Origin of the sequence: Thermomonas brevis (assembly GCF_014395425.1) — a bacterium.
GTDB classification, from domain to species: Bacteria; Pseudomonadota; Gammaproteobacteria; order Xanthomonadales; family Xanthomonadaceae; genus Thermomonas; species Thermomonas brevis.
In genome coordinates this window covers 523,725-546,208 of record NZ_CP060711.1, presented here as the reverse complement: position 1 = coordinate 546,208, position 22,484 = coordinate 523,725, and the positions used below count along the sequence as shown (strand labels likewise).

The window sequence follows — 22,484 nt, the reverse complement described above, 5'->3', positions numbered from 1 at the left end:
TCTCCCCAACTGCGACGGGGAGAGGGAAGGGCGGGTCACGCCGGATCGGTCTCCTTTGCCGGCGCGGGCAGTCCGGCCAGCTTGCCGACCACCTGCTGCAGCAGCGGGCTGTGCGAGGCGATGCCTTCCAGCGCCTTGCCGATGGAGACGCCCTTGGTCAACGCGTCGAACACGCCGCCGTCGCCGCCGATCAGTTCGATGTTCGCGCCCTTCAGCGCTTCCGCCAGCACGTCGGCGTTCTCGCGCGAGATCTCCTTGCCGGCTTCGATCGCGGCCAGCGCATGGCGCAGCTGGGTTTCCAGCGACATGCGGTATTCCTCGTGCGCGCGCGCCTCGGCGCTCATCTTGCCCATGGCGTCGAACTTCGAGGTCAGGCCTTCCGCTTCGGCGGACATCTTCGCGCCGATGGACTCGGCTTCCGCCTTGCCCATCGCCATCGTCGATTCGGCCTCGGCCTTGCCCATCGCCATGGTGGAATCTGCCTTGGCCTGGCCCATCTTGGCCTGGCCGCTGGCCTCGGCTTCCAGCCGCTCCGCCAGCGCACGCGCGTTGGCGCTGCCCTGCTTGTAGGTGGCTTCCGCCTTGGCTTCCAGCACGCGGGCTTCGGCCAGGCCGGTCTTTTCGATGGCGCTGGCGGTCGCTTCCTTCACGTGCGCATCGGCCAGGCCCGGCGCGGCCTTCTCGGCGCGGATGCCTTCGGCCAGCGACTTCTTCGCCTCGGCCTGCTTGCCGGCGGCCACCAGCTCGGCCTCGGCCATCATCGCGATTTCGCTGGAGCGGTGGCGGGCGGCCTGCTCGGCGGCTTCGGCGGACTTCACGTCCTTGACCAACTGCTCCTGCGCAGCGGCCTCGGCGGCGAGGATCGCGACCTGCTTGGCGCGGTCGGCCTCGGACACCTCGCGGGTTTCCTTGATCTTCTCCTCGGCCACGGCCACGGTCTGTTCGATGGTGGTGCGTTCGCGCACCACGTTGGCGACGTCCATGCGGCCCTGCTCGACCACCTTGTCGCGCTCGACCTGCTGCAGCTGCACCTCGCGGTCGGTGGTGACCTTCTCCAACTGGCCGGCGCGCTCCACGCGCTCGGCCTCGATGGTCACCGCGCGGCGGCGGTTCTGCTCGGCCACCTGCACTTCACGCATCTGGTTCTGCTCGCGGATCTTGATCTGCTCCTCGGCCTCGATGCGCGCCTGCTCCGCCATCAGCCGCTGCTGCTCGATGACCTTGCGTGCCTCGGCCTCCTCGCGCGCCTGCACCGAAGTGACCTCGCGCTTCTGCTTGGCCTCGGCCTCGGCCTGCTGGCGCTCCATTTCCAGCATGTGCTCGCGGGTCTCGGTGTTCTTGCGGGTGATCGCCAGCCGCTCGTCCTGCTCCAGCTCGTTGGTCTTGATGTTCTGGCGCGCGGTCAGCTCGGTGATCTTGCGGATGCCCTCGGCGTCCATGATGTTGTTGGGATCGAGATCGGACTTGCGGGTCTGTTCCAGGTAGTCGATCGCCACGTCTTCCAGCACGTAGCCGTTGAGATCCTTGCCGATCACTTCGACGATGGCGTCGCGGAACTGCTGGCGCTGCTCGAACAGGTCGTTGAACTCGAAGCGCTTGCCCACGGTCTTGAGCGCCTCGGAGAACTTGGAATTGAACAGCTGCTCCACCGAGTTCTGGTCGGAGGCGCGCGCCGCGCCAACCGCCTTGGCCACGCGCAGCACGTCGGCCGGCGTTTCGTTGACGCGCAGGTAGAAGGCCACGGAGATGTCGGCGCGGATGTTGTCGCGGCAGATCAGCCCTTCCTTGCCGCGCCTGTCCACCTGCAGCGTGATCAGGCTGATCTGCATTTCCTCGGCCTTGTACAGCACCGGCACGATCAGCGCACCGGTGAAATGCACCTTGGGCTGCGCGCTCATGTCGTTGACGATCAGCGCGGTGCCCTGATCGACCTTGCGGTAGAACGCCTTGAACAGGCCGAAGATGCCGAGCGCGAACGCCAGCAGCACGCCGAACCCGATGAGGAAGGGAAGGATGAGGGACAGGGACATGGCGACTCCTTGTGCGCGTGTCGGTGGATCGGGGGATCAGCGGTGGTGGAACTCGGATTCGGAAATCACGGCGTAGGTATTGGCGGCTTCGTCGTGGGACAGCAGCACCACCCGTTCGCCGCGCTCGAAGCGGATGCCGTCGGCGGCGCGGACTTGCAGGATCAGGCCGGCACCGCCGTCGTCGAAGGCGGCGCGGCCGTCGCGCGCATCGACGTGCGGCGAAATCACCGTGCCGGCGCTGCCGAGGATCGAGCGCGGCAGCGGCGGGCGCAGGCGGTGGATCAGGCGGCTGACCGGGCGCAGCAGCAGCGAGGTGGCGAGCGCGCCGGGGATCAGCGCGCCGGCCAGTGTGGCGATGCCGGCGAGCAGGCGCAGGCCGTCCGGCAGGTGGCGCAGCACCAGCAGATGGACGAAATAGGTGCACAGCCAGCCGAAGAAGGCCAGCACCGTCAGCACCAGCATGACCGGCACGCCGCTCAGCCCCAGCCGCGCCAGCATGCCGGCGGGGGCCGCGCTGTCGCCGGCGTCGGTGTGGTGGACGTGCGCATGCGCGTGGACGTCGCCCAGCAGCAGGCCATCGACGGCGTCGGTGTCCACTAGCCCGGTGGCGGCCAGCAGCCAGTACGCGACGCAGAACGCCAGCACGATGCTGTAAAGCAGGGTGGGGAAGGTCAGCGTGGTTTGCAGGAAGTCGTTCATTTCTGCTTCCGGGCGGCGGGGCGGGGGGCGTGCGGATCGAGGGCGCGCAGCAGGGCGTCCACGGCGTCGTCGTCCGGCGCGGCAGCTGTGGCGGGATGCGTGGATGCGCCGGTGCGGGTGCCGCCGGCGCGCTTGCGCGCGGCCTGGGCGGGCTCCGGCTGCGGCGGTTCGTTCCCGCGTTTTGCCACCGCTTCCTGCGCGCGCTGGATGCTGACGGACGCCCGCAGGGTGCCGAGCTGGTGCTTCAGCCGGCGCAGCCGGTGTTCGAGCTGTTCCGCCAGATGCGCCAGCCGCTCTTCGGCCTGTGCGTCCTCGGCGGCCTGCGCTTCCAGTTCGGCCAAACGGTGGCGGATGTCCAGCAGCAGCGCCGCCTGTTCGCGCGCGGCGGTCTTGCGGCGTCGCGCCAGCAGCGCGGCGATCTCTGCCTCGCGTTCGCGGGCCTGTTCACGCGCGCGGCGTACGGCGTCCTCGGAACCGATCCGCTTCGCCTTCAGCGCCGCCGCGTCGGCTCGGGCCTCGCGCAGGGCATCGTCGGTGGCGCGGATGTCCTGATCCAGCGCGCGCTCCGCGCGGTCGCCCAGCAGGGCGTCGCCGAGTTCGCCCACGCCGCTCTGGAGACGCCGGAACAGGTGCACTAGGCTGTCAGGCATCGCCCGTCTCCTTCAGGAAACCGGCATAGGCTTCGGCGGCGGTGAGCACGTTGTCGGCCAGTGTTTCGATCTCGAACATCAGGCTGGACAGACTGGAATGCGCATCCAGCGCGCCGAACATGGTGTAGCCGGGTTCGCCGGCCACGTCCTGCAGCGAAATGCCGGACAACGGCAGCAGCTTGCGGGTGCGCAGCACGTGGGCGTTGAACGCGTCGGCGTCGGCCACCAGCGAGGCGGGCCACAGATAGGCCTCCACCACGATCAGCTCGCCGCCGACGGCGAGGAACACGGACAGGTCGCCGTATTCGCGCATCACCAGGTGCAGGCTGGGCTCGGCGCCTTCGATCAGCTCCAGTTGCAGCAGCCCCAGCCCAACCGCGCTGGACTGCAGCAGCGCGTGGCGGATGCCTTCCAGCGTCCACGCATGCATAGCCTGCGGCGCTGCGCCGGTGTCGGGTTCGCGCAGCCGCTGCTCGATCTGCTGCAGTTCCCGCGCGTATTCGGGACGGATCCAGACGTCCTTCTTGACCAGGCCCTGTTCGCGCATGCGCGCCCGGAAGTTGCGCACGTGCAGGGTGGAGGGGCGGGGCGTGGCCGGGGATTTCATGTAATCGACATTACGGATTACATGAAATGGTTGTCAAGAGGTATTTGAGCGCCGGTGGTGGGTCTTGAACGGATCGGCGCATTCGCAACATCGACCCCACTTCCGCATGGCCATACTCATGGCGAAACATTGTCCCCGCTGACCTGCAAGCGTCCGCCCGGCTGCACCACGAAGCGGCCCACCGCCACGTCGCCGGATTGCTCCAGCAGCCGCAGGCTGATCGACGCCTCGCGCATCGCCGGCGTGCCGAAACCGGTCTGCAGCGCGATGTTGACCGTCGCGCCGCGGGAGAGCTTGGCCAAGCGGCTGCCGAAGTAGCGCACGGCCACCCGGTATTCGCCGGGCTTGGGATCGCGCAGCACGAATTCCTCCGGGCCGTAGCCGGCGGTGAAGTCGCGCGAGATGGCGCCGCCCTGGTAGCTCTCGCGATGACCGTAATAGACCTCCTCGCCGTTCGGGTCGGTCACGTGCAGGTCGATGTCGGTGTCGTCGAGATCCCAGCGCAGCGTCACCCGCAGGCCCACCGACAGCGCTTGAGCGAGCGGATCGCCGGCGTCGGCCGCGGCGCCCGCCGGGCAGCGCGTGCGCAGGTCGTTGCGCTCGGCCAGCGCGATCACCCCGATGTCGGCGAAGCGCGGCGACCAGGGCGTTTCCACGACGTGCTGCAGCAGGTCCAGCGCTTCCTTGCAGGTGCCCGGCGCTTGCAGCGCGAGCGCGAGGTCGCGGAAGGACTGCGGTTCGTCCGGCGCCAGCTCGCGGATCTTCCGCAGCAGCGCCACCGCCTGCGCCTGCATGCCGGCTTCCTGCAGCCGATAGGCGACAAGGCGCAGGCTGGCGGGGTCGTTCGGCATCAGCTCCAGCAGGTTGCTGAGCACGCGCCAGCCCAGCGCCGCGTCGTCCAGCTCGAACAGGCGCTGGGCCACGTCGAAGTGGAAGGCGGGGCTCTGCCCGTATCGCGTGCGCAAGTCGAGGTAGCGGTCGTAAAGGACGTCCGCCGCCTGCGCGGTGCGCAGCTCGGCGACGTAAGGCGAATCCATGGTCACCGCCTGCAGCTGCATGCCGATGGTGGCCGGCGCCGCATCGTCGCCGGCCGGGGGCGCCGCGGGAGCGGGCGGTGGCGGTGCGGAAGCGGCGGCGGCCATGTCCGCGATCATCGGCGCCGGCGCGCCGGCCGGCATGGCGCGCATTTCCTGTTCCTGCAGCCGGCGCGAACGCAGGCGTTCGGCCTCCTCGCGCTTGCGCTGCTCCGCCCAGCGCGGGCGCGGATCGTCCTTGGGGAAGGCCTTGTTCCACCAGTCCAGCCGCGCCTGCCAGCCGCGCCGGATGGCGTCGCGGTTCTCCGCCCAGGCTGCGGCCCGGCGGGTTTCGGCCTCGCCGCGCTGGCGCAGGATGCGGTCGCGCAGTGCGGCGTCGGCCTGCGGCGGGAGGATGCCGAAGCGGACGTAGTCGTCGTCGCTTTCCAGCACCAGCAGGCTGGTTTCGCGGTTGGCGACGCCGAAGCGTTCGCCCAGCGCCGCCAGTGCGGCGCGGTTGCGTCCGGGCTGGGCTTCGAGGTCTTCGGCCTGCCAGGTGGCGCACCAGAACGCGGCCAGCGGCGAGCGGCGCTCCGTTGTCGCGCTGTGGTTGCGCACGCGCGCGCCGCCGGGAGCCGCATGCGCGATCCGCAGGCCGGGCGCGGCGACGGGATGCGTGGCGACGTGGCAGGCGCGCAGCGCGCCGCCGTTCACGGCGTGCTGCTCGACGTGCCAGTCGCTGTCCAGCGGGCCCGGCCGGGCTTGCAGGAGGGGCATCGTGCGCAGCGCCTGCAGCGCGCGCTCGGGCGACAGCATCGCCAGGTCCAGCACCTGTCCGCCGGAGCGGGTGAGCAGGCGCGCCATCGCCGGATCGGCGACGTGTCGTGCGATCACGAAGACCGGGACACGGGCCGCCGGTTCGACCGCGCCCGGCAAGGTCGCCAGGCCGTCGCTGAAGACCAGGATTTGTTCGGCCCGCGGATCGGCGCGCCAGTCCACCAGCGCGGTGGCGCCGTCCGGCTGCTCCTTCGCCAGCTCGGTGATGAAGCGGTCCAGCTCGGCCGGCGTGGTGATGCGGACCTGCCGGCGTTGCACGGTTTCGCGCAGCACGCTGAGGGTGACGTCGACCGGGCGGCCGCGCAGGTGGCGCGAGAGCAGCTGCAGCTCGGCGTCGCGATCCACGCCCAGCATGCTGTAGGAGGCGTCCCAGACCAACTCGATGCGCGTCGGCGGGGCGACCGTCGCGAGGGAGAACGCGGGGTTCCGCGCTGGCACCTCCAGCCAGTGCATCTGCAGGCCGTCGTCGAAGTCGGCGCGGAAGGCCGCATCGTCGAGAGGGGCCGCCAGGCAGACCTCGGCCGCGTCCGCGCCGACGGCCCGCCACGCCGCGGCGTAGCCGCCGGCCGCCTTGCGCCATGCCGGTGCGGCGTTGCCTGACGGCACCGGGCGGGTGGTGGCGATGGCGCGGGCCTGCACTTTGCTACCCGCCGGCAGGCCGGCGTCCAGGCGATGGCGCCAGCCGCAGGTTTCGCGCGCCGCCAGGCTCGCCACGTCGACGCGCAGCCGGCGCTCGCCGTGGGCCGGCACCGGAAACACGCGGATGCCGTAGCGGTTGCCGGCATCCTTCTCCGCCAGCGCGGGGTCCACCCGCTGGCGCACGGTGTCCTCGAAGGCCGCGCGCGCCTTGACCCGCTCGACCGGCACGGCGTCGCGCAGCACGCCTTCCACGTCCAGGGCATAGCCGTGCAGGCGTTCGTTGCTAGCCAGCGGCAGTTGCACGGTCGTCTCCAGCGGGCGGTCGTGCGGATTGCGCACCACCAGTTCGATGCGGCGCAGCGCGAACGGGCCGTCCAGCGTCCATTCCAGCTGCGTGGCGGCGAGCTGGACGTCGCCGTCGGCGCGGATCTGCGGGGTTGCGGCGTGGGCCGTGCCCGCCAGCAGAGCGAAGGCGAGGGCGAAGCGGCCGAGCGTCATGGCGGAGGTCATTCCGGTGTGATCCTTCGAGGTGGGCCGGCGAACGGGACAGGCATGCCGAGGGTGCCGGATAGCGCGAACGCGCCGGCACGGCGATCGGGGTTGATGGGTTTTGTCGAGTCGCGCCGCCATCCGCCGGGCAGCGGACGGACGGCGCCGGAGGCGCGCTCAGCGCATCCGGAACACCGACACCACTTCCGCCAGGTCGTCCGCCTGCTCCTGCAGCGAATGCGCGGCGGCGGAGGCTTGCTCCACCATCGCCGCGTTCTGCTGGGTCACGCCGTCCATGTGGGTGATGGTCTGGTTGACCTGCTCGATGCCGCTGCTCTGTTCCTGCGAGGCGGCCGAGATCTCCGCCATCAGGTCGCTGACCCGGCGCACGGCGTCGACGATCTCCTGCATCGTGCCGCCGGCCTGCGCGACCAGCGCCGCGCCCTGATCCACGCGTTCCACCGACCCTCCGATCAGGCCCTTGATCTCCTTCGCCGCCTCCGCCGAGCGCTGCGCCAGCGCGCGCACTTCGCCCGCCACCACCGCGAAGCCGCGGCCCTGTTCGCCGGCGCGCGCTGCTTCCACCGCCGCGTTCAAGGCGAGGATGTTGGTCTGGAAGGCGATGCCGTCGATCACGCCGATGATGTTCTCGATCTGCTTCGATGCGGCGGTGATGCCGTTCATCTGCTCGACCACCTGCTCGACCACCGCGCCGCCGCGCGAGGCCACGTCGGCCGCGCCGGTGGCGAGCTGGCGCGCCTGGTAGGAGGACTCGGCGTTGTTCTTCACCGTGGAGGTCAGCTCCTCCATCGACGCCGCGGTTTCCTCCAGGCTGGCCGCCTGCTGTTCGGAGCGCGCCGAGAGGTCGCTGTTGCCGGCGGCGATCTCGCGCGCGGCGGTGCGGATCGCGTCCACCGCCGCCTGCACGCGGCGCATGGTGTCGGTCAGCCGTTCGACGGTGGCGTTGGTGTCGTCGCGCATCTGCCCGAACACGCCGCGGTAGTCCGCGGTGATGCGCTGGGTCAGGTCGCCCTGCGCCAGCGCGCCGAGTACGCGCTGCACGTCGGACATGGTGCCGGCGTTGGCGTCCAGCATGCCGTCCACGCCTTCGGCGAGGCGGCGGAAGAAGCCGCTCTTGCCGGCGATCTCGATGCGCTTGGACAGGTCGCCCGCAGCGGCCGCCTCGATGACCTCGCCGACCTCGGCTTCCACCGCCACTTCCTGGCTGCGGTCGCGCCATTCCACCACCACGCCCAGCCGCTCGCCCTCCGGCGACACCACCGGCGCCGCGGTCTGCGCGAACACCGCGCTGCCGAGCGCCAGTTCGGACTGGCCGATGGCGTCGATCTTCGCCGGATCGGCGCTGCCTTCCGGTTGCAGCTGCGCCAGCGGTTGGCCTTCGAGCGTGTCGAGATCGGCGCGCGGCAGGTGCCGCGCGAGCGCGTGCCTGTACTGCGCCAGCAGCCGGCGCATCGCCGGGTTGGCGTAGGCCACCAAGCCGTCGGCGCCGGCGATCAGCATCGCGGTGCCGGCGTTGTCCAGGGCGATGCGCACGCGCAGGTTCTCGGCGGCGATCTTGCGCTCGGCGTCCAGCCGCGCCTTCAGGTCGGCCTGCATCTTGCGCAGCGCGCGCGAGACCTGGCCGACCTCGTCGTCGCCGCCGGCCGCGATCGGATAGTCCAGCTGCCCGGCCGCCACCGCGTCGACGCCGCGCACGATGCCCTGCAGCGGCGCGCCGACCAGCCGGCGCAGCAGCAGCACGACCACCGCGACCAGCAGCAGCACGCTGACGATGCCGACCAGGATCACCCGGTTGCGGATCTCGACCACGCCCGCCATCACCGCATCGACCGGCGCGGACACCATCAGCGCGAACGCGTCCGGCGCGCGGCCGGCGGTGACGGGCACGTAGACGCGGAACACCTCGCCGCTCACGGTGGGATCGAACACGCGCTGGCGGACGATCTCGCCCTTGGCGAGCTTCGCCAGCACCGGCGCGAGGTCGCTGGAGAACGGCTTGCCGAGGGTCTGCGCTTCCGGCGCGGCCAGCACCATGCCGGTGGGCGAGAGCAGGCGCACCACGCCGCGCTGGTAGGGGCGGATCTTCGCGAGGTTGGCCTGGATCGCGGACAGCGCGATGTCGGCGCCGGCCACGCCGCGGAACTGGCCGTCCACCTTCAGCGGCACCATCAGGCTGGTCATCAGCACCTTGGCGTCGCCGACGTCGTCCAGGTAGGGTTCGAACATCAGCTCGTCGCCGCGCTCGCGCACCGCCGTGTAGTAGCCGGGCGCGTCCTTGCCGACCACGGTGATGCTGTTCTCGGCGCCGGTGTTGATCTGCAGCGAGGTGGCGCCCGACGGGCCGCGGGTCCAGTAGATGGAGATGCGGCCGGCGTCGTTGCTGGTGCGCTCGTCCGGTGTTTCCTTGGCGAAGAGGTCTTCCAGCGTGGCGGCGTCGGGCTCGCCCTCGGGCCAGCTGCGGGCGAACTTGGCGTCCTGGCCGTCGAAACCGTCGGGCTCGAACTCCAGCCAGTAGCCCAGCGCGGCCGGGTCGTTGCCGGCGTAGCGGTGCACCAGCTCGGAGGCCTCGCCGCGGCCAGCGTTGCCGCGCGCCATCATGGTCAGCGTCGCGTCGGCCAGGCCGCGCACGCGGGACAGGGTCTCGGTGGCGTCGCCGCGCACCTTGGCGGCTTCGGCCTGCGCCAGCTGCTCCAGCTCCTTCATCGCGGACGCTTCCTGCACCTGCGCCGCCTTGTCCTGGATCATCCAGGCCGCGCCGGCGAAGCAGAGGGCGGAGACAAGGCCGAGGACCAGCGCGGTGCGCGCCACGACCGATTTCGTTGCCGCCCCGATCATCCGCATGGTGTTCCCCCTCGACCCGAACCGGACATCCGCGCCACGCAGGGCCGCGCCCCCGTGATGCGGTCATATCCGACTATATCGCCGTCGGCGCCGGAACCTTGAGCGTATACGGCCCCGACGGGCCCCCTCGGAAGCGGAACCGGAGCCGGCTGGGCGGCCTGTCCGCGCGATGAATGCCGGGCGGCCGTCACTTCCGCCTAACGCATCATCGACACGACCTCAACGCGGCAACCTGCAATCTGGGCGCGTGGCGATGAGCGATGCCGTTACGGCGCAGGATCGTCGCTACATTCCTCCCCCAATGGAGCAACCCGCATGAACAAAGACATCATCGCCGGCAACTGGAAGCAGCTGAAGGGCAAGGCACAGGCGAAGTGGGGCGACCTCACCGACGACGTGTTCGATGTCGCCGAGGGCGACAGCAAGTACCTCGCCGGCAAGCTGCAGGAGCAGTACGGCTGGCAGCGGGAGCGCGCCGAGAAGGAAGTCGACGAGTTCGGCCGGACGCTGAACTGACGTTTCCACCACGTGGATGCACGACGGGCCGGCCTTGCGCCGGCCCGTTTGCGTTTGGGCCATGGGGTTGCATCAGGTAATAAAAAAGACCGGTCTAAGGTCTTGGGTGATTGCTGCAGACGGAAATCGTGGGGCATGGGGTGGTGCTGCGACATCGACATGATCCGCTGTCGGCAGTACGAAAGGCCGTGTTGTGCAGTACGAAGGTCAAAACCGAGGCCAGGGAGTGGGCGCGGTTTTTAGATGCAAGGTAAAGAATGTTTGCTCACTTGAGGCCGCAAGCAGATTGATGCTCTTGGATTTCGAGAGGCCTGGCTGATTTCAGGTTGGCGTGAGATCGAGAAACGGAATGCGCGACATGAATTTCTCGTGCTCAGGCCCAACGGATCGCTTCGCGGATTTGTCGAAGCATTTGGCGATAGGAAAAGAGCACGCCAAGCGGCGTGCTCCGAAATTGCATTTCTTGTGGCTTCTCAGGGGCCGCCTCCGGAGCAGCTCCAAGTGTCCTTGCTGAAAGAGCTTGTGACTTCGCCCCACTGGAATCGCACGCCATTGCAGTAGAGCGCTTTTTCGCCAACGACGTTGCCGTATTGATCGTAGTAGGTGATTTCGTAGCCATTGGCCGGTGCCGCGTAGGCGACCGCTGCAATCGCAAGGAGAACGCATACGGCTGCAATGTGCCGGACGTACTTTCTCATTTCCCCTCCACAAGTTATGTCACGGATAGTGACGGTCGTGTTCTATAAGAAAATATGAAGGGTGTCAAACGGTGGTCGGATTCTGGCTGACCCTTTACTAGGCGTCGGATTAAACGAAAAGCTATTTATCGGCGGGGTGGCGTCTAGGTGCCTCATTTCCTGCATAACATGTTCTCTCATTATTCTCTTCGGGACGCAGCCCAGTTCAGATGCGCCCGGTGCGACCAAGTTTTGCTCGAAGAATGTCCGCGCGGGATGGCGATGATGTAGCGCATGACTTGGCGCAGCTCTGCCTCACTATGCGGGATTCGATGGCATCGCATTTCTATGCTATGAGTGATGGCCAGGAAGCCGTTGGCGGTCAGAGTCGGCTAGTCCTCCTTCCCGGAGACAGAGAAGCGGTACTTCATGCGCCGGTAGCCAGCAGGCGTGATCCTCAGCATCCAGATCGCCGTAGTCAGGCGCTGGATTTTCTCGGTTCTGCACAGGGCTAGAGCTGAGTGGGGGCACAAGGATTGGCTTGGCTTAGATGTGCCCCTACAAGCACTGCCTGCAATGCACCAACACCCACTTGGCCGCACAAAGAAAAGGCCGGAACCCATTGATGTAGCTGGGTATCCGGCCTGTTTCGCACTGCTGTGCACTTGTCTTGGTGGGTCGGCAGGCTTCGCCTTGCGGATGGCGGTATCGGTGAGAGGCATCGGGCGGCTCCTTGACGGTAACAGGCTAAGGGAGTGCCCTGCTACCGCCAAACCTACCGCCTCTTACCGCCGGATTTGGCTGGTCTGGGCTGGACTGCGCTGGATACGAAAAAGGCCGGAAAGCCCTTAAAATCAGGTCTTTCCAGCCTTGGTCGCACCGTCTAGGACGGAAATTTGGTGGGCCAGGGACATCCGAAACAATCCTTGTAAGCCTTGATCTAACTAGGACTGGTTCCGTTCATTGCCACGTGTTACCCGCATAGTTACCCGCATCTCTCACCGATACCCAAGAAAGCGCCCCGCAGAGCGGGGCGCTAAGGGGAACCAGGCGATGCCGCGCCTCTTCCACCATCCGGGGTTGTTGCGGACACTCGCCGGCTTGTCCGCCGCGGCTTGAACTCCGCGGGCCCGCCGCTACCTCCGACGAGGCAGCAGCGTGAGGGGCGTCAGGTGGTCAGGGTGACCTTCACGATGCCCCGGAAGTCCACGAATCCGGCCGCGAACGCATGGCGCGCCTTCCAGCTGAAACTGTCGACGCGCGGCTCCTCGATTTCCTCGATGTGTGGCGAGTCGTCGACCACGGCGATCTCACCGGTGCCGATTGTGTTCTGGTCGGCCACCAAGTAGAACGTGTCCGTATTCACCAACCGGGGTTCCGCGACCACGGTCAGCGCGCCGATCCATGCAGGCGTGGACGCATCGGCATCCGCTTGGCCGCGGTGTATGGTCGAACTCGCCACCAGGATTTCGGCCTCGGTTTCCCGTTCGGGCGGGACAATGAGCGTGCGAGGCGCCAGGTTCAGCAGACCGCCGCCGACGTTGACTTGCCGGCGCAGCTTCGCGCGTGCCGCACCGAGTGCCGCGGCGGTCATGGGCTTGCCGGTGCCGGTGGCTACACTCACCGCATTGTTGCGGCCGCCATCGAACAGGGCGATGCCATCGGCCAGGTCCGGGCCGGAGAGGGAATTGGAGATGAGCGCCGTGTAGATGGAATCGGCTTCCACACGCATTGCGGCTTGGCCAAGGCTGCGGCCGATGTTCACGAATCCGCCCAGGTTGTCAGCCAGCAGGCTTTCCCAACTCAGCGACACGATGCGGCCGAACTTCGCCGGAACCAGCGTGGACTTGTCCTCTTGCAACGGCCCATTCTGGTACTCGCCGAGTTCGCCCACACCCAGTAGATCGGGAGCGCTGCCCAGGATGACGCGGCTCTGCACGCGGAAATCGGCGGCCTCAGTAATGGCGCACCAGACGCGATGTGTGGCCTGCTCGTTCTCCATGCCGTTACGCATCGCCTTGCCCAGCGTGTCGCCAAGCAGCGCCGGGAAGTCGGACGTGGACATGGCGCGGCGCAGGATGCCTTGCGCCGTTTCACCCGTGAGCGACCGCCCGGTGCGCTGGACGCAGGCGGCGGCCATGTCGATCACGCTCATGCTGCGGAAGTCGCGTGCCGCCGCGTGGGGTTCGGCAATGCGGACACCCGAACGCAACAGCAGCGCATCGCTCGATGCGGCAATGAAGTCGCGACTCTCGCCACCGCCGCCGTTGGCTGCCGGACTGGAAACCTGCTGGCTGAACTTGTTGAGCAGGCCACCCGCCGTGCGGTCGATGTTAGCGAGGTGTTCCAGAACCTTCGCGCGGAAGTCATCGACATCGGTGCCGGATTCGACGGCTTCGGCTTCCAGCGCGTCGCCGCCATCCACGCCGCGGAGATGCCGAACGGCAATGCCACGAATCTTGGCCACGCGCGTGCGTTCGGCGCGCACGGCTTGTTCGGCGTTGCCCGTAACAGAGGAAACGGATGCGTTATTGCTCATGTCGATGCTCCTGAAGAAGCCCGCGCCGGGATCGGCCGGGATGGAAACGAGGCTCACTTCGAAGGGCTGCCAGCGCGTCGCATAGACGGTGCCGCCTTCGATTCGGTGCTCCAGCACCATGTAGCCGATTGAAAGGTTGCGGACGATGCCAGCTTTCACGTCCGGCCACAGTTCAGTGGCTCGCGCGCTTTGCCCGAACACCACATCACCGCGTAGCACCGCGCCTTCAACGCGCAGGTTCTCCACGATGCCGATATTCAGCCGGCCATGCTGGTGCTGTTCGATCAAGGGAAGCGGTGCGCGCGTCATGTCGATCGCGGCATCGGCATGCACCAGCACTTCGCTGTAGTCGTCGCGATCCACCGCGTATTCTGTGGAAATCACGGCAGGCACGCGCCGCGTGCTGTCGTCTGCAGATCCTACGTCAAGCACCAAGTCGCGCGTGTGGCTGCTTACCCGATCATAGGTGGCGATGCTGGACTGGCTCATGCGTCAAATACTCCGCATGAAGGTTGGAAATCGGAATACTCGGCGCTGCCAATTCGCATGCATCCATGTCGACGCTCCCCAGGATCGTGCGCAGCTGGCGTTCTGCCGGAATCGGGGCGATCAAGCGCGCGGATTGCACTTCGATGCGCAGCGGATCGCCAGAATTCGCATCGAAGCTGCGAGTGCGCAGCGTGCGTTCCAGCGCATCCGATTCTTTCAGGATGCCAAGTGCCCGCTGGCGTACGGTGCCGCCAATGATCGTGCCGGCGCGGCAGAGGTGGTTATTGCGACGCGTACGCAGCTCAACAGAGCCGGCGATGCGGGAAAGTTCCTCGATTGCCCACGTGCCCAGGTCCAGCGGCAACGCCCGCTGCGCGACCACATGCGCGCGCAGGCGTGCCAGTTGGGCCGCGAAGCCTTCCATCGGTCAGTGCGTCGCCTCTCCGGGCACGCTGGTGCAGGACAGCACCCAGCGCGCCAGGTCATCGCAGTCCGCAATGCGGATGCCTCGGCTTCCCAGCGAGGATACGAATTCGCCGAAGGTCATGGGCCCCCACACGGCCCATACTTCGCCAGCCAGAAAGCAGACGCCGCCGCAATTGCGAGCGGGGTCGAAATGCACCAGCACGCTGCCACGTTCCGAAAGGCCGCGGATGGTGTAGGTCGGATCAGTCAATCGCGCGGCGTTCAATGCGGGCGGTTCGGGCACGTACATCTTGCGGTCCATTGGCTTTCCTTCAGGTGGTGGGTTGCGGGGCTGGGGATGGCGCGGGGTTGGCGTCGTCGTCGGTTTCATCGGTATCGGCATTCCCCATCGCGTCGACGGCATCGGACACGATGGCAGCGGTTTCGCTAATCCATGCGTTGCGCGCGTCGGCGATGACTTGCAGCACAGTGGTTTTCGCTGCGTCCGGCAGGTCCGGTGCGACCTTGCGCAACGCACCCTCCAACTGGTCGAAGCGATCCACGACGGCACTGGAGGCCATGCCCAGCACGTCGGCCAGCAGGCCGATGGGCGCGTATTCCTTGCGCGCCACGGCGTTCTTGATTGCCTGCCCCTCGCGTTGCTCCCGTGCCAGTGCGGCGCGCTCCTGCACCAGGTCGAGGCCGGACTCGCGGCCAAGCCGCCCGGCGGCCACCTCGCGCAGGCGGTCGCAATAGGCGCGCAGCCATTCGGCGACAGATGCGCCTTCGCGCAGGATGCCGCGCGTGCAGAGATCCGACACCGTGGGCTGGGTCACGCCTACAAGCTCACCGAAGCGGGTCTGAGTCACAGTGGATGCAAGGTCAAGCATGGAATACCCCCTTTAGGAAAGTCGCTGAACAGCCCGCAATCGCGGCCAGAATTACCCGCAACAGGCTCTCTTTCGGGAGAACCTGCAAAGCCAATCGGGCCGATGGCCGCGTGCATTTGATTCCCGTGAAACATCACGATGCCTTGACCGCCTCGCCGGCATGGCCGGTTGCGTCCACGTCCAACTGGTGGCCGTCTTCAAGCTGCAGGGTCATGTCGGGAATGCAGGTGCACGCCTCGCCTTGGGTTCGTCTGCAGTGGTCGGCGTGGACCATGATCATGCGCGCGACGCTGCCGGGCGAGATGCGGGGCAAGCCCAGGAGCCGGGCCACGTAGTCCGGCAGCGCTTGGGCATTGGCCGGAATTTGCGTCGCGTTCGTCATTTGCGTGTTACCCATTGAAACTGAAAGGAAAAATAAGGAATCCAGTAGCGTTACGGCCCGTCATTCGCTTTGTCACCAACATGCGCTTTCGTCATTTCGTCACTTTGTGTCATTCGCACAAACCGCATGAATCAAGGGCTTTTCTTGCTGAAATGACGCAATGACGCAATGACGCTACAAATGGAAAAGATGGATTGTTCTTTCCGCCGATGACCGTTCGTGTTCGCGTTCAATGCCCGCCGTTCGCATCGCTGGCCCAAGCCGAGTGAGCGCGGCGGACAGTGCCCGTGCTGTACGTGGCCACTGCTTGGATCGTTGGTCGACACCGGGCAGCGCACCGATCTCATGCAGCAGGTCAGTGGCCGTGCCGCGCCATTCGTTGCGCCCCTGCATGAACTGCAGCAGCGCCCGTCCGACTGGCGAACTGTCCAGCCCTAGCCGCAGCCCGGCGTTCTGGTTCGCCTGGTAGGCGTCCAGGAATTCGCCGGTGGAGTAGCCCAGCGCATCCATGCCAGCCGCAGCCCAGCGGGCGAAGTCGGCCATACGCGGCATCGGGTCCAGCGCGACCCGTTCGTGCGTGCTCAGGCTCAGTGCGAGCGCGTTGAGGATGGCGCCGAAGATGCCCGGCGCATCGGTATCAAACTCGCGGAACAGCTGCGCTTCTGGCATGACGCGCTTGACCGGTTCCAGTTCGATATGGATGCCGCGCTGGGCAAGGTCCGGGCGCGTTGCCAATTCTTCGATACCGTTCATGACGACGGGTCGCTGCACTTCCACCAGGGTTTCGTCCAGGTTGGAGAACAGCGTGCGCTCCGAGATGGCGCCGCCGGTGGAAATACGGCAAAGCGTGTCGCTGAGTTCCGGCGGAAGCCAACTCAGGTTGTCCAGGCACAACAGCCAGGTGTTGATCGCCGCCACCAGCACGTCGCGCGGTTCCTTCGGTGGTTGGCGCAGTGGTGCGGCGGATGGATCGATAAGCCGTTTCAGCAGGCGCGAGAACGTGCTTTTGCCGGTGCCTTGTTCGCCGCTCACCATGAGCAGCGGATACGGCCCCTCCGGCTTGAAGGCGCCCAGAATGAAAGCAGCCACCAGCACGCGGTCGGCTGGTGCCACGTTGGCGTACTTCCAGAGCCGCGCAAACGCGGTGGCCGAATGTTCGGCTTCATCCGGCAATGGCAATGGCAGCATGCGATGCGCCCGACGGAACATGACGCCACCGCCTGTGGTGACTTCCCACCCCGCAAAATCTAGATGGATCTCGGACCAACCCGGGTCGCCGCGATCGATGACCAACGCACCATCCTCGCGCGCCGTGCGCAGCCATACGGTGCGTGCATCGCCCGCAAACCGCGCTTGCGCGGCCAGCGTATCGATGGCGTCCGTCATGGCGCTGCGACTGCAGCCCTTGTTCGCCGCGGCGTAGTACTCCGCAGCCAGGTGTTCGCGATAGCCCTTGGACTCCACCGCGTGCACTTCCAGATGGCCGTCGCGCAACACTTGCGCATAGGCATCGCCGCCCGGGTCCCGGAACAGGCGATGTCGGCGCCCGATCTCCAGCAGCACATCCGCCTGCGGGCGCTTGCGGCCGTCGGCGTCGTACAGGCTCACGCTGCCGGGCGCGCGGTCCTCGCCGCGGCCCGAAGCCCGCGGCGATCCATGGATGACCGTGATGCTGCGTTTGGCGGCGCGCTTGCGGGCGCTTTCCTTGCCGGGCGTGTCAGCGGGCGTCATAGGGCTTTCCCTTGCGCCAGAGATCGCGCTGACGTTCGCAGTACACGGCCCGCTTCAGTTCGTCGGTCAGCGCGGTCAACTTGCCGGCGTAGACGGCAAGCGCGTTGGCCGCCTTGTCCGCACGCTGCGGAAATCGCGAACCCGCGGCATCCACGTGTTCCAGCATGACCGCCGCGCCGGCCAACGCCGAGCGCAGGGATTTGCGTACGGCGGCGGCGGGCCGCACGGGTTTGCGGGGAGGCAGCCACAGGCGTTCCAGCGCCACATCCGGCCCTTCCGGCGGGTCGGGCGGCATGGGCGCAGGCCCGCGCGCTTGCACGGAACGCGGCTGCGCGTCCAGCAGCACGCGCAAGTAATGCGGGCGCCTGGCGCGGTGCCGGATCATTGTGCGGCGCCTTCCGGCTTGTCGCGCAGACGATTTGCCAAGGCGAATATGTCGTCCTGCATCGATCCTGCAATCACATTCAGCGCGTGATGCAGTCCACCCACGATGTTGCCATTGATCGGATGCGTGCCTTGGCAGCCGGCCTCGTTGTCCGACATGAGCAGCAGCCGGGAAATCGCATCGCACGCATAAGCGCCTTGGGCCAGCCGCTCCAAGCAAGTTGCGTCGCCGATACGGATTTCATGCCCACGCGTGCCCAGCTTTTCCCAGTCAACATGGGTCAGCGATGTGCTGAAGTCGAGCTCATCCATGAGTCTGCGCCTCCTGCGTCAAGGCAGTGGCGAAGCCGGTCAGGACTTCCAGTGCTACCAGCGTCGCGGCGGTCTGCGCGGGGGCCGTGTCGGCGCGCTCATGCTCGATGACGGCGTTGCGTGCCACCGCGTTGGCCGCTCTGCATAGCTCCAAGGCCAAGTCCTTGCACGGCTCCATTTCGGAGTCCGGGAACTGCACGATCATCCCGGCGCGGCCGATACCGATGTAGTGGGTCAGGCGCTTCATGCGGCCACCTCGCGCAGCTTGGTTAGCTCAGCTTTCAGCTGGTCCAGGTCAGCATCGATGTTTGCCCAGCCGTGATCGGCAACGTACTGGCCGATGCCGGCCAAGGCGTACCGGTCGGCATCGTCGTCGCAGCGTTCGATTGCCTTGAACAGGGCGATGATCCAGCGTGCGTTTTCCAGCAGTACGGTCTTGACGTCATCGGCATGGCCATTGGCCAGGATGAGTGCGGATTCTTCTTTCGCGTTCATGGTGCGGTCTCCGTGTGTTGGATGACCGCCGCCCCTGCATTGCGCAAAGGGTGGCGGGCGACACGGGGTTGGCGAACCGGACTCAGGGACCGGCAGGCCTTGCGGCCTCCCCGCGCCGCCCGCCGCAAAACTGCGAACGTGCGTGCGCGCCCGACAATGCGGGCATGAAAAAAGCGCCAGCATCGTGGATGGGCGCTTGCGCGCCTGAGTACTCGGGTCGCCAAACCCGGCTGCATGTAGGCAGCACGGCGATTTGTACGCCCGCATGCAGGCTGTGTCAACACTGCGCCCATGGTCACGCTGCCGCTTCGCCGGCAGATGTAATCAGTCGGTTGAGGTGCTCCAGGACTTGGCTTTCGATCCAAGCGACACGGTTGCGGCCGATGCGTACCGGCGCGACGAATTTGCCAGCGCGGATCTCGGCATAGATGCCGCTCGTGCTCTTGGGATAGAGGCGCTTGAGTTCGGGCAGGCCCAGCAATCGATCGCCCGGCATCAGCAGGGGCGGGGAGGTGGATTCCATTTGCGTGCACTCCGAGCTAGTTGCTTGTTGCGTCGGGTGCAGCTTTGTCGTTACCGCTTGGCTTGTCTTGCCGGATTTCGTGATTTTTTCCGGCTTGCTTTCACGGCTTTGCCAATACCTGGCTGGCGACGCTCCAAAGCTTGCAATTCGCCGTAGTAGATCTCGCTCGTCGCCGTCTTTCCGATACCGCGACGCTGACCCACTGTATGGAAAACATCGTCGGTGAAATCTACTTTCTCCAGCAGCTTATTGACCTCGACGAAGATGGCGCCACCGTGGCGCGCGGCATTTCTAGCAGGCCCGAGCCGCCAGCCCTTCGGCCTTTCAATGCCGAGCGCCTCATCCAAGGTGCGGACCTCCGCGCCATGCCAGTTTCGATAGCCTGTAATCACGTGCTCAATCGCCCACCTTGGCGGCCTGCTATCGAAGTAGCACGCGAACGCGAGCGCGTGTAGCGCACAGCTCTTGTCGCCTTGCTCAAAGCAGATCCGGAAGCGCTCGAATTCCGCGTCGAGGTCAATTCCAGTATTCGGATCGGTTGCCACCGCGCGCACCTCCGCGCCCTTCAAAAGAGCGCCGCGGCGGCGGGGGAAGGTGCCCCGTGTTCGGCTGGCCGGCCTAGCCGCGGCGTGTTGGGTCAGGCGCTGCGCTTGATTGGCACCACGTTGGCGCCTGCGCGCAGCACGTCCAGGTAATCGGCCCACGCCTGCATCATGCGCTTGCGCTCGTCCAGGTACTGCGCTTGATTGTAGATCCCGCGCACGCCCGGCATCTTGTGCGTGAGCGCGGCCTCGATTGCGTCGGGGTTCCAGCGCCCCATTTCGTTGAGCAGGGTGCTGGCCATGTGCCGGAAGCCGTGGATGGTGCTTTCGTCCTTTTCCACGCCAGCGCGGCGCGCGGCCACCAGGATGGCGTTGCCGCTCATGTGGTGGCGTGGTTCGCGCGCGCCGGGGAACACGTACTCCTTGCGCCCGGTCACCGCTTGCAGGTCGCGCAGAATGGCGACCGCCTGCGCGGACAGCGCGGCGATGTGCGTGCGCTGCGTCTTGGTGACGAAATAGCGCCACTGGCCGGCGTCCAGATCCAGTTCCTCCCAGCGCATGCGGACGATCTCGCCGGGCCGGGCGAATAGCAGCGGCGCCAAGCGCAGGGCACTGCGGGTCACGATGCGGCTGGTGCTGGTGTCGATCTTGCGCAACAGGTCGGCAGCGGCGGCCGGCGTGGTGGCCGCAGCGAAGGGCATGGGCCGCCATGGGGTCAGCGCGCCCTTCAGCGCGCCGGAAGGATCGTTTTCTGCGCGGCCGGTGCGGATGGCGTAGCGGAATACCGCGCCGCATGTCTGCAGCGCCCGGTGCGCGGTTTCGATGGCGCCGCGTTCCTCGATGCGTTCCAGGTGCTTCAGCAGGTCGGCGGCGGTAATCCCGCCAATTGGACGGGCGCCCAACCACGGGAAGATGTCGGCCTCCAGCCGGCGGATGACCTTGGAGCTGTAGCTGTCCGTCCAGCTTTTCTTCTGCTTGGCGTACCACTCGCGGGAGACGGCCTCGAAGGTGTTGGCCGCGGCCTTGTGGCTTGCATCCTTGTCTGTCTGGCGTTTGGCGCTGGGGTCCGTCCCGGAGGCCACCAACCGGCGGGCCTCATCTCGTCGGTCTCTTGCGTCCTGTAGGCCGACGGCGGGGTAGGTGCCCAGGCTGAGCATCTTCTCCTTGCCGCCGAAGCGGTATCGGAACCGCCACCAGCGCCCACCCGCCGGCTGCAACAGCAGAAATAGGCCGTTTCCGTCCACCAGCTTGACCGGCTTGGCGCCGGGTTTGGCCTTGCGGATGGTGGTGTCCGTGAGCGCCATGCGGGTAACTCCTGCGGGTCGGCCCGCTGGAAGTCAAAGTTACCCGTAAAGTTACCCGCACGGAAGCTTTGCTTTGGCTGGAACCGCTTGGAACCGCTTGGAAGCCGAAAGGCCAGAAAAGCCGCGCTAGTACTAGGTTTCAGACAAGAAAAAAGCCGGCTTTTGGCCGGCTTTTTTCTGGATCTTGGTGGAGCCAGGGAGGATCGAACTCCCGACCTCGTCATTGCGAACGACGCGCTCTCCCAGCTGAGCTATGGCCCCAAGAGGGAAGCGCGATTATACGGATGCCTCCGCGCGCTGCCAACTGGTCCGTTGCATCGGCTCAAAGCAGCGGCGACAGGCGCGGTTCCAGCAGGGTGCGGCGCCAGCCGGCCAGCGGGCCGGTCCAGCCGCCGCCGTCCTGCAGGGCTTCCAGCAGCTTGCGCGAGGCCAGTACGCCTTCCGGCAGCTGCTGTTCGGCGGCGACGGCGGCGACCGCGTCCTGCAGGGCGCGCAGCTGCTTCTTGTCGCGGTCGTCGCCGCGCGCCAGCGGGGCGTCGGCTTCGTCGGGCAGGGGCGTGGTCAGCGCCTGCCAGAGCGCGTCGCGCAGGCCGCGCGGGGCTTTCGGGGCGGCGTCCAGAAGCCTCTGGAAGGCGGTGCGGTCGGCGGGGTTGGCGCGGGCCAGCGTGGCCGCCAGTTCGTTGTCGAGGATCCAGCTGCGCGGGCGGTCGCTGCTGCGCGCCTGCGTTTCGCGCCAGCGCAGCAGTCGCAGCAGGCGGCGCTGGCCGGCGGCGTCGAGGAACTGGGCGCTGCGCATCGACAGGTGCGGCCAGCGGTCGCCCTCGTCGCTGGCGGCGTTGGCGAGCTGGCGGGCGCTGTCTTCGGCCAGCCACGCTTCGCGGCCGGCGGCGGCCAGCCGCGATTGCAGTTCGCGGTGCAGGGCGTGCAGGTGGCGCACGTCGTCGGCGGCGTAGTCGAGCTGGGCGGGCGAGAGCGGGCGGCGCAGCCAGTCGGAGCGGGTTTCGCCCTTCGCCAGTTCGACGCCGGTGACGGCCTGCACCAGCTTCTGGTAGCCGAGGCCCGCGCCCAGTCCGCACAGCGCGGCGGCAGCCTGGGTGTCGAACAGCGGCGCCGGCAGCGTCTTGCAGGCGTGCCAGAAAGCCACCAGGTCCTCGCTGGGGCTGTGCATCAGCTTGAGCACGGAGGCGTCGGCCAGCAGCGGGGCCAGCGCCTCGCACATGCCGGGCTTCAGCGGGTCGACCAGCAGGATGTCATCGTCGGTTTCGCCCAGGGCGATCTGCACCAGCGCCAGCTGCGGCCAGTAGGTGCGCTCACGGATGAATTCGGTGTCCAGGCCGATGGCGGCGGGAGGGTTGACGAGGCGCGCGCGCAGCGCGTCGGGGGTATCGATCCAGTGCGTCATCCGCACATTATGCGGTTGCCGGGCACCGGCCCATGTCCTAAGTTGCCCTCACGTCATCGACCGGCAG

General features: G+C 67.1%; 22 protein-coding genes and 1 tRNA gene. 1 reads left to right on the top strand and 22 read right to left on the bottom strand.

What is annotated here, in order from left to right; all coding sequences use genetic code 11:
* Positions 1 to 35 precede the first annotated feature (35 nt).
* The 6 genes from H9L17_RS02535 to H9L17_RS16120 all read right to left on the bottom strand — a co-directional run bounded on the left by H9L17_RS02535 (position 36) and on the right by H9L17_RS16120 (position 9,826).
* A complete protein-coding gene (locus tag H9L17_RS02535) occupies positions 36 to 2,030 on the bottom strand; it encodes a flotillin family protein (protein WP_187570812.1) in 1,995 nt (664 codons plus the stop codon).
* A gap of 36 nt (positions 2,031 to 2,066) precedes the next feature.
* Positions 2,067 to 2,729, bottom strand: a complete 663-nt coding sequence (locus tag H9L17_RS02530) for a hypothetical protein (protein WP_187570811.1) — start codon at positions 2,727 to 2,729, stop codon at positions 2,067 to 2,069.
* Positions 2,726 to 3,379 (bottom strand): PspA/IM30 family protein, encoded by a 654-nt coding sequence (locus H9L17_RS02525; RefSeq protein ID WP_187570810.1) that lies wholly within the window; start codon positions 3,377 to 3,379, stop codon positions 2,726 to 2,728. Before H9L17_RS02525 ends, H9L17_RS02530 begins: the two co-directional genes overlap by 4 nt.
* Positions 3,372 to 3,986 carry a YjfI family protein gene (locus H9L17_RS02520; RefSeq protein WP_187570809.1) on the bottom strand — a complete coding sequence of 205 codons (615 nt, stop codon included), beginning with the start codon at positions 3,984 to 3,986 and terminating at the stop codon, positions 3,372 to 3,374. Before H9L17_RS02520 ends, H9L17_RS02525 begins: the two co-directional genes overlap by 8 nt.
* A 116-nt stretch (positions 3,987 to 4,102) precedes the next feature.
* Positions 4,103 to 6,985, bottom strand: coding sequence for a VIT domain-containing protein (locus tag H9L17_RS02515; RefSeq protein ID WP_187570808.1), 2,883 nt, complete (start codon positions 6,983 to 6,985; stop codon positions 4,103 to 4,105).
* A 156-nt stretch (positions 6,986 to 7,141) separates the two neighbouring features.
* Complete coding sequence (locus H9L17_RS16120) at positions 7,142 to 9,826, bottom strand: methyl-accepting chemotaxis protein (protein WP_187570807.1); 2,685 nt, start codon at positions 9,824 to 9,826, stop codon at positions 7,142 to 7,144.
* A gap of 315 nt (positions 9,827 to 10,141) precedes the next feature.
* On the opposite strand from H9L17_RS16120, the gene H9L17_RS02505 reads away from it, so the two are divergent.
* Entirely contained in the window at positions 10,142 to 10,342 is a 201-nt protein-coding gene (locus tag H9L17_RS02505; protein ID WP_187570806.1) for a CsbD family protein, read from the top strand.
* A 473-nt stretch (positions 10,343 to 10,815) separates the two neighbouring features.
* Here H9L17_RS02505 and H9L17_RS02500 read toward each other — a convergent pair whose 3' ends face one another.
* From H9L17_RS02500 to rnd, 16 genes are all read right to left on the bottom strand, one after another.
* Positions 10,816 to 11,040: a DUF6289 family protein gene (locus tag H9L17_RS02500; RefSeq protein WP_187570805.1), complete on the bottom strand. Its 225-nt coding sequence runs from the start codon at positions 11,038 to 11,040 to the stop codon at positions 10,816 to 10,818.
* A 1,147-nt stretch (positions 11,041 to 12,187) separates the two neighbouring features.
* On the bottom strand, positions 12,188 to 14,047 hold the full coding sequence (locus H9L17_RS02495; RefSeq protein ID WP_187570804.1) for a phage major capsid protein: 1,860 nt from the start codon (positions 14,045 to 14,047) through the stop codon (positions 12,188 to 12,190).
* A complete protein-coding gene (locus H9L17_RS02490) occupies positions 14,019 to 14,471 on the bottom strand; it encodes a hypothetical protein (RefSeq protein WP_187570803.1) in 453 nt (150 codons plus the stop codon). The genes H9L17_RS02495 and H9L17_RS02490 overlap by 29 nt, the downstream gene beginning before the upstream one ends.
* A 3-nt stretch (positions 14,472 to 14,474) precedes the next feature.
* The gene (locus tag H9L17_RS02485) at positions 14,475 to 14,774 is read right to left on the bottom strand and encodes a hypothetical protein (protein WP_187570802.1); all 300 of its coding nucleotides are present in this window, start codon (positions 14,772 to 14,774) and stop codon (positions 14,475 to 14,477) included.
* Positions 14,775 to 14,784: 10 nt separating this feature from the next.
* The gene (locus tag H9L17_RS02480; RefSeq protein ID WP_187570801.1) at positions 14,785 to 15,342 is read right to left on the bottom strand and encodes a hypothetical protein; all 558 of its coding nucleotides are present in this window, start codon (positions 15,340 to 15,342) and stop codon (positions 14,785 to 14,787) included.
* A gap of 133 nt (positions 15,343 to 15,475) precedes the next feature.
* Positions 15,476 to 15,724, bottom strand: coding sequence for a hypothetical protein (locus H9L17_RS02475; RefSeq protein WP_187570800.1), 249 nt, complete (start codon positions 15,722 to 15,724; stop codon positions 15,476 to 15,478).
* Between the two features lie 174 nt (positions 15,725 to 15,898).
* Positions 15,899 to 17,455: a hypothetical protein gene (locus tag H9L17_RS02470; protein ID WP_187570799.1), complete on the bottom strand. Its 1,557-nt coding sequence runs from the start codon at positions 17,453 to 17,455 to the stop codon at positions 15,899 to 15,901.
* Positions 17,442 to 17,750 (bottom strand): hypothetical protein, encoded by a 309-nt coding sequence (locus H9L17_RS02465; RefSeq protein WP_187570798.1) that lies wholly within the window; start codon positions 17,748 to 17,750, stop codon positions 17,442 to 17,444. The genes H9L17_RS02470 and H9L17_RS02465 overlap by 14 nt, the downstream gene beginning before the upstream one ends.
* An 86-nt stretch (positions 17,751 to 17,836) precedes the next feature.
* Entirely contained in the window at positions 17,837 to 18,151 is a 315-nt protein-coding gene (locus H9L17_RS02460) for a hypothetical protein (RefSeq protein ID WP_187570797.1), read from the bottom strand.
* On the bottom strand, positions 18,144 to 18,398 hold the full coding sequence (locus H9L17_RS02455; RefSeq protein ID WP_187570796.1) for a hypothetical protein: 255 nt from the start codon (positions 18,396 to 18,398) through the stop codon (positions 18,144 to 18,146). The genes H9L17_RS02460 and H9L17_RS02455 overlap by 8 nt, the downstream gene beginning before the upstream one ends.
* Positions 18,395 to 18,646 (bottom strand): hypothetical protein, encoded by a 252-nt coding sequence (locus H9L17_RS02450; RefSeq protein WP_187570795.1) that lies wholly within the window; start codon positions 18,644 to 18,646, stop codon positions 18,395 to 18,397. Before H9L17_RS02450 ends, H9L17_RS02455 begins: the two co-directional genes overlap by 4 nt.
* Positions 18,647 to 18,941: 295 nt before the next feature.
* The gene (locus tag H9L17_RS02445) at positions 18,942 to 19,169 is read right to left on the bottom strand and encodes a helix-turn-helix transcriptional regulator (protein WP_187570794.1); all 228 of its coding nucleotides are present in this window, start codon (positions 19,167 to 19,169) and stop codon (positions 18,942 to 18,944) included.
* Positions 19,170 to 19,219: 50 nt separating this feature from the next.
* Positions 19,220 to 19,714 carry a hypothetical protein gene (locus tag H9L17_RS02440; protein ID WP_187570793.1) on the bottom strand — a complete coding sequence of 165 codons (495 nt, stop codon included), beginning with the start codon at positions 19,712 to 19,714 and terminating at the stop codon, positions 19,220 to 19,222.
* A 92-nt stretch (positions 19,715 to 19,806) separates the two neighbouring features.
* Positions 19,807 to 21,015, bottom strand: coding sequence for a tyrosine-type recombinase/integrase (locus H9L17_RS02435; RefSeq protein WP_187570792.1), 1,209 nt, complete (start codon positions 21,013 to 21,015; stop codon positions 19,807 to 19,809).
* Between the two features lie 185 nt (positions 21,016 to 21,200).
* Positions 21,201 to 21,276 (bottom strand) — tRNA-Ala (locus tag H9L17_RS02430).
* 61 nt (positions 21,277 to 21,337) lie between these two features.
* Entirely contained in the window at positions 21,338 to 22,417 is a 1,080-nt protein-coding gene (rnd, locus tag H9L17_RS02425) for a ribonuclease D (RefSeq protein WP_187570791.1), read from the bottom strand.
* Positions 22,418 to 22,484 lie beyond the last annotated feature (67 nt).

Bases quoted from the DNA above. Each gene is read 5' to 3' on its own strand.
- H9L17_RS02535 (WP_187570812.1), bottom strand. From the start codon at position 2,030: ATGTCCCTGTCCCTCATCCTTCCCTTCCTCATCGGGTTCGGCGTGCTG.
- H9L17_RS02530 (WP_187570811.1), bottom strand. From the start codon at position 2,729: ATGAACGACTTCCTGCAAACCACGCTGACCTTCCCCACCCTGCTTTAC.
- H9L17_RS02525 (WP_187570810.1), bottom strand. From the start codon at position 3,379: ATGCCTGACAGCCTAGTGCACCTGTTCCGGCGTCTCCAGAGCGGCGTG.
- H9L17_RS02520 (WP_187570809.1), bottom strand. From the start codon at position 3,986: ATGAAATCCCCGGCCACGCCCCGCCCCTCCACCCTGCACGTGCGCAAC.
- H9L17_RS02515 (WP_187570808.1), bottom strand. From the start codon at position 6,985: ATGACCTCCGCCATGACGCTCGGCCGCTTCGCCCTCGCCTTCGCTCTG.
- H9L17_RS16120 (WP_187570807.1), bottom strand. From the start codon at position 9,826: ATGCGGATGATCGGGGCGGCAACGAAATCGGTCGTGGCGCGCACCGCG.
- H9L17_RS02505 (WP_187570806.1), top strand. From the start codon at position 10,142: ATGAACAAAGACATCATCGCCGGCAACTGGAAGCAGCTGAAGGGCAAG.
- H9L17_RS02500 (WP_187570805.1), bottom strand. From the start codon at position 11,040: ATGAGAAAGTACGTCCGGCACATTGCAGCCGTATGCGTTCTCCTTGCG.
- H9L17_RS02495 (WP_187570804.1), bottom strand. From the start codon at position 14,047: ATGAGCCAGTCCAGCATCGCCACCTATGATCGGGTAAGCAGCCACACG.
- H9L17_RS02490 (WP_187570803.1), bottom strand. From the start codon at position 14,471: ATGGAAGGCTTCGCGGCCCAACTGGCACGCCTGCGCGCGCATGTGGTC.
- H9L17_RS02485 (WP_187570802.1), bottom strand. From the start codon at position 14,774: ATGGACCGCAAGATGTACGTGCCCGAACCGCCCGCATTGAACGCCGCG.
- H9L17_RS02480 (WP_187570801.1), bottom strand. From the start codon at position 15,342: ATGCTTGACCTTGCATCCACTGTGACTCAGACCCGCTTCGGTGAGCTT.
- H9L17_RS02475 (WP_187570800.1), bottom strand. From the start codon at position 15,724: ATGACGAACGCGACGCAAATTCCGGCCAATGCCCAAGCGCTGCCGGAC.
- H9L17_RS02470 (WP_187570799.1), bottom strand. From the start codon at position 17,455: ATGACGCCCGCTGACACGCCCGGCAAGGAAAGCGCCCGCAAGCGCGCC.
- H9L17_RS02465 (WP_187570798.1), bottom strand. From the start codon at position 17,750: ATGCCGCCCGACCCGCCGGAAGGGCCGGATGTGGCGCTGGAACGCCTG.
- H9L17_RS02460 (WP_187570797.1), bottom strand. From the start codon at position 18,151: ATGGATGAGCTCGACTTCAGCACATCGCTGACCCATGTTGACTGGGAA.
- H9L17_RS02455 (WP_187570796.1), bottom strand. From the start codon at position 18,398: ATGAAGCGCCTGACCCACTACATCGGTATCGGCCGCGCCGGGATGATC.
- H9L17_RS02450 (WP_187570795.1), bottom strand. From the start codon at position 18,646: ATGAACGCGAAAGAAGAATCCGCACTCATCCTGGCCAATGGCCATGCC.
- H9L17_RS02445 (WP_187570794.1), bottom strand. From the start codon at position 19,169: ATGGAATCCACCTCCCCGCCCCTGCTGATGCCGGGCGATCGATTGCTG.
- H9L17_RS02435 (WP_187570792.1), bottom strand. From the start codon at position 21,015: ATGGCGCTCACGGACACCACCATCCGCAAGGCCAAACCCGGCGCCAAG.
- rnd (WP_187570791.1), bottom strand. From the start codon at position 22,417: ATGACGCACTGGATCGATACCCCCGACGCGCTGCGCGCGCGCCTCGTC.